A 5376-nucleotide genomic window follows, 5' to 3' on the forward strand; every position below is an offset into this window, starting at 1 on the left:
GACTGGGCGGCGTGGTTCACCCACACCGGCGGCCGGCCCCGCACCGTGGACCTGCCCACCTACGCCTTCCACCACCAGCGCTACTGGCTCGACGCGAGCCCGTCCGGGGCCGACGCCTCCGGCCTCGGGGTCCGCAGCGCCGGGCACCCCCTGCTCACCGCCGAACTCGTCTCCGCCGACGACGACACCCGCCGGTACGGCGGCCGGCTGTCGGTGCGTACCCAGCCCTGGCTCGCCGACCACGTCGTGTGGGGCTCCGTCGTCGTGCCGGGCACCGCGCTCGTCGAGCTGGCCCTGCACGCCGGAGCACAGGCCGCCTGCGACACCCTCGCGGAGCTGACCCTCGCCGCCCCGCTCGTCCTGCCCGAGCAGGGCGCCCGCGCGGTGCAGCTCAGCCTGGCCGCCCCCGACGAACACGGCCGCCGCCGGCTCGCCATCCACTCCCGGCCCGCCGACGACCCGCACGGCGACTGGACCCGGCACGCCGACGGGGTCCTCGCCCCCGGCGGCGGCGACGCGCCCGAGGCGCTCACCGAGTGGCCGCCCGCCGACGCCACCGCCGTGCCCGTCGAGCCCATCTACGCCCAGCTCCACCGCCTCGGCGTCGACCACGGGCCCACCTTCCGGGGGCTGCGCGCCGCGTGGCGTACCCCCGATGCCGTGCTCGCGGAGGTCGCGCTCCCCGACGGCGTCGCCGCCGACGGGTTCGGCCTGCACCCCGCGCTGCTGGACGCGGCGCTGCACGTCGTCGGCCTCACCGACGCCGACGACGCCGACGAGACCGCCGGGGCCCGACTCCCGTTCGCGTGGTCGGGCGTCGCGCTCGCCGCCGTCGGCGCGACCCACCTTCGGGTACGCGTCACCCGCGCCGGCTCGGCCGTCACCCTCGCCCTCGCCGACGGCACCGGCGCGCCCGTCGCCCGGGTCGACTCGCTCGTCTCCCGGCCCGTCGGCGCCGACCAGCTCGACCCGACCGGCCCCGCCGACCTGCCCCTGTTCGACCTGCGCTGGACCGCGCTGCCCCTGCCGCCCCGCCCGGCGGCCGGCATCGTCGCGCTCGACGCCGCCGCGCCGGCCCCCGGTGGGCTCCCCGCGCTCGCCGACGCCGGCCGGCTCGACCCCCGGTTCGTGCTGCTGCCCGCCGCCGACACCCCGCCCGGCGACCCCCTCGACGCCACCCGCGCCCGGCTCGCCGACACCCTCGCCGCCGTCCAGGGCTGGCTGGCCGACGACCGGCACGCCGACCGCCGGCTCGTCGTGCTCACCCGCGGCGCGGTCCCCGCCACCGCCACCGGCGACGTGACCGACCTGCCCGGCGCGGCCGTCTGGGGCCTGGTGCGCTCCGCGCAACTGGAACACCCCGGCCGGCTCGTGCTGGTCGACCTCGACCCCGAAGCCGGCCCCGACGTCGACGCCGACCTGCTCGGCCGGGCCCTGGCCAGCGACGAACCCCAGCTCGCCCTCCGCGCCGGCCGGCTCCTCGCGCCCCGGCTCGCCCCCGCCGAACCCGACCCCACGGGGGCCGTCGACCTCCTCCCCGACGGCACCGTGCTCGTCACCGGCGCCACCGGCACCCTCGGCGGCCTCCTCGCCCGCCACCTCGTCACCGCCCACAAGGTCCGGCACCTGCTCCTCGCCGGCCGGCGCGGCGGCGACGCCCCCGGCGCCGCCGACCTCCTCGCCGAACTCACCCGCCTCGGCGCGCACGCCCGCTTCGTCGCCTGCGACGTCGCCGACCGCGACCAGGTCGCCGCGCTGCTCGCCACCGTCGCCGCCGAACACCCCCTCACCGGCGTCGTGCACGCCGCCGGGGTCCTCGACGACGCGACCGTCACCGCCCTCACCCCCGAGCGGATCGCCGCCGCGCTGCGCCCCAAGGCCGACGCCGCCTGGCACCTGCACGACCTCACCCGGCACCTGGACCTGCCGATGTTCGTGCTGTTCTCGTCCATCGCCGGCCCCCTCGGCGGCCCCGGGCAGGGCAACTACGCGGCGGCCAACGCGTTCCTCGACGGGCTCGCCCAGCACCGGCGCGCCGCCGGCCTCGCCGCCACCTCCCTGGCCTGGGGGCTGTGGGAAACCGACAGCGGGATGACCCGCGACCTGGGCACCGCCCGCCGGGAACGGATGGCCCGCCAGGGCATCACCCCCCTCGCGGTCGGGCAGGCGCTCGCCCTCTTCGACGCCAGCCGCAGCAGCCGGCAGCCGCTGCTGCTGCCCGTCCGCCTCGACCTCGCCGCGCTGCGTGCCCTCGCCACCGTCGACCACCTGCCCGCGCCGCTGCGCGGCCTGGCCGGCGTCCGCACCCGGCGCAACGCCGCCGGGGCCGCCGCCCCGGCCGGCAACTTCCGCGACCGGATCGCCGACGCCCCCGACGCCGAGCGCCGGCGGCTCGTCGAGGAACTCGTCACCGGCCAGGTCGCCGAGGTCCTCGGGTACGCCACGGCCGCCGCCGTCGCCCCCGGCCAGTCCTTCACCGAACTGGGCTTCGACTCGCTGACCGCCGTGGACCTGCGCAACCGGCTCACCACCCGCACCGGCCTGACGCTGCCGGCCACCCTCGTCTTCGACCACCCCACCCCCGAGGCGCTCACCGGGCACCTGATGACGCAGCTCGGCCCCGGCCGGTCCGCGCCCACCCTCCTCGACGAACTGGACCGGCTGGAGGCGGCGTTCGCCGCGACCCCCGCCGACACCCTCGCCGAACTCGCCGCCGACGAGGAGACCCGCGCCGCCGTCGCCGCCCGACTGCGGGCGCTGCTCACCCGCTGGGACGGCGACAGCGGTGACACCGCCGGCGTCGCCCAGGTGATCGACGACGCCAGCGACGACGAACTCTTCGACTTCATCGACAGCACGTTCGGTCGCTCCTGACCGTCGTACCGCCCGCTTGCCGACCAACGCGACAGGTGAATCCCGATGGCGAACGAAGCCAAGCTCCGTGAGTACCTCAAGCGCGTCACCGCCGACCTCGCCGAGACCAGCGAGCGACTCAAGGCGGCCGACGCCAAGAACCACGAGCCCATCGCCATCGTCGGGATGAGCTGCCGCTACCCGGGTGGCGTCCGCTCGCCCGAGCAGCTGTGGGAACTCGTCGCCACCGGCACCGACGGCATCACCGGGTTCCCCACCGACCGGGGCTGGGACACCGACGCCGCGTACGACCCGACCGGGCAGCGCCGGGGCAGCACGTACGCGCGGGAGGGCGGGTTCCTGCACGACGCCGGTGACTTCGACCCGGAGCTGTTCAAGGTCTCGCCGTACGAGGCCCTCGCCATGGACCCGCAGCAGCGGCTCATGCTGGAGGCGTCCTGGGAGGCGATCGAGGACGCCCGCATCGACCCGCTGTCCCTGCGCGGCAGCCGCGTCGGCGTGTTCGCCGGCATGATGTACCACAACTACGCCGCCGGGCTGGCCGAGGTGCCCGAGACCCTGGACGCGTTCATCGGCGGCGGCACCGCCAGCAGCGTCCTCTCCGGCCGGGTCGCCTACACGTTCGGGTTCGAAGGTCCCGCGCTCACCGTCGACACCGCCTGCTCGTCGTCCCTCGTCGCGCTGCACCTCGCCGTGCAGTCGCTGCGCTCCGGCGAGTGCACCCTCGCGCTGGCCGGCGGCGTCACCGTGATGACCACCCTGGAGACGTTCGTCGACTTCAGCCGGCAGCGCGGCCTCGCCCCCGACGGGCGGTGCAAGTCGTTCGCCGAGGGCGCCGACGGCACCGGCTGGTCCGAGGGCGTCGGCATGCTCGTCGTGGAACGCCTCAGCGACGCCCGGCGTAACGGTCACCGGGTGCTCGCGGTCGTGCGGGGCTCCGCGGTGAACCAGGACGGGGCGTCGAACGGGTTGACCGCGCCGAATGGTCCGTCGCAGCAGCGGGTGATCCGGCAGGCCCTCGCGTCGGCGCGGCTGTCGCCGTTGGACGTGGACGTGGTGGAGGCGCACGGGACGGGCACGACGTTGGGTGACCCGATCGAGGCGCAGGCGTTGCTGGCGACGTATGGGCAGGGGCGGGAGACGCCGCTGCTGCTGGGGTCGATCAAGTCGAACCTCGGCCACACGCAGGCGGCGGCCGGCGTCGCCGGTGTGATCAAGCTGGTGCAGGCGATGCGGCACGGCGTGGTGCCGGCGACGCTGCACGTGGATGCGCCGTCGTCGAAGGTGGACTGGTCGTCTGGTGCGGTCGAGTTGGTGACGGAGTCGCGTGAGTGGCCGGTGGTGGGTCGGCCGCGTCGGGCTGCGGTGTCGTCGTTCGGGATCTCGGGGACGAACGCGCACGTGGTCGTGGAGCAGGCGGAGTCGGTGGCGACCGAGTCCTCTGGTGTCGTCGAGTTGCCGGTGGTGCCGTGGTTGGTGTCGGCGCGTTCGGCGGATGCCCTCGGTGGGCAGGCGGCGCGGCTTTCGGATTCCGTTCGCGAGCGGGCTGGGTTGTCGCTGGTCGACGTGGGTTGGTCGCTTGCGACGTCGCGGGCCGGGTTGGAGCACCGGGCGGTCGTCCTCGGCACGGGCCGAGACGACCTGCTGTCCGGGCTGGATGCCTTGGCGGCCGGCGTGGATACCCCGGGGCTGGTGACGGGTGAGGTGTCGTCTGGTCGTCGGGTGTTGTTGTTCACGGGTCAGGGTGCGCAGCGGCCGGGGATGGGTCGTGAACTGTATGACCGGTTCCCGGTGTATGCGGAGGCGTTCGATCGGGTGTGTGCCCTGTTCGTGGGTCGCCTTGATCGTCCCTTGCGGGAGGTGGTGTTCGCGGAGCCGGGTTCCGACCTGGCGGGGTTGTTGGATCAGACGGCGTTCACGCAGGCGGGTCTGTTCGCTCTGGAAGTGGCGTTGCATGAGCTGTTGGCCTCGTTTGGTGTGACGGCTGACTATCTGGTGGGTCATTCGATCGGTGAGGTGACGGCCGCCTATGTGGCGGGTGTGTTGTCGTTGGAGGACGCGTGCGTTCTGGTGGCGGCGCGGGGTTCGTTGATGCAGGCGTTGCCTGCTGGTGGCGGGATGTTGGCGGTGGGCGCGCCTGAGGCCGAGGTGCGTGCGTTGGCCGGTGACGGTGTGGATGTGGCGGCGGTGAATGGTCCGCAGTCCGTGGTGCTGTCGGGGCCGGTCGCCGACCTGGACGTGATCGCCCAGCGGTGTGCCGAGCAGGGTTGGCGGGCGAAGCGGCTGTCGGTCAGTCACGCGTTTCATTCGCGGTTGATGGAGCCGATGCTCGCCGAGTTCCGGACGGTCCTGGCTGGCCTGGACTGGCGTGCGCCGAGGTTGCCGGTCGTGTCGAACGTGACCGGCAGGGTGGCCGAGGCGGGGGAGATCACTGACCCCGAGTACTGGGTGCGGCATGTGCGGGAGGCCGTCCGGTTCGGTGATGCGGTCACCACCTTGCAC

The 5376-nt window shown here is 74.8% G+C and carries 2 protein-coding genes; both read left to right on the top strand.

Annotated elements, in window-relative coordinates; translation table 11 throughout:
- On the top strand, positions 1-2874 hold a 2874-nt coding region (locus tag GA0070558_RS32360; RefSeq protein WP_141722426.1), incomplete at its 5' end, for a type I polyketide synthase.
- 45 nt (positions 2875-2919) lie between these two features.
- On the top strand, positions 2920-5376 hold a 2457-nt coding region (locus GA0070558_RS32365; protein WP_141722427.1), incomplete at its 3' end, for a type I polyketide synthase.

The organism is Micromonospora haikouensis (genome assembly GCF_900091595.1).
Taxonomy (GTDB): Bacteria; Actinomycetota; Actinomycetes; order Mycobacteriales; family Micromonosporaceae; genus Micromonospora; species Micromonospora haikouensis.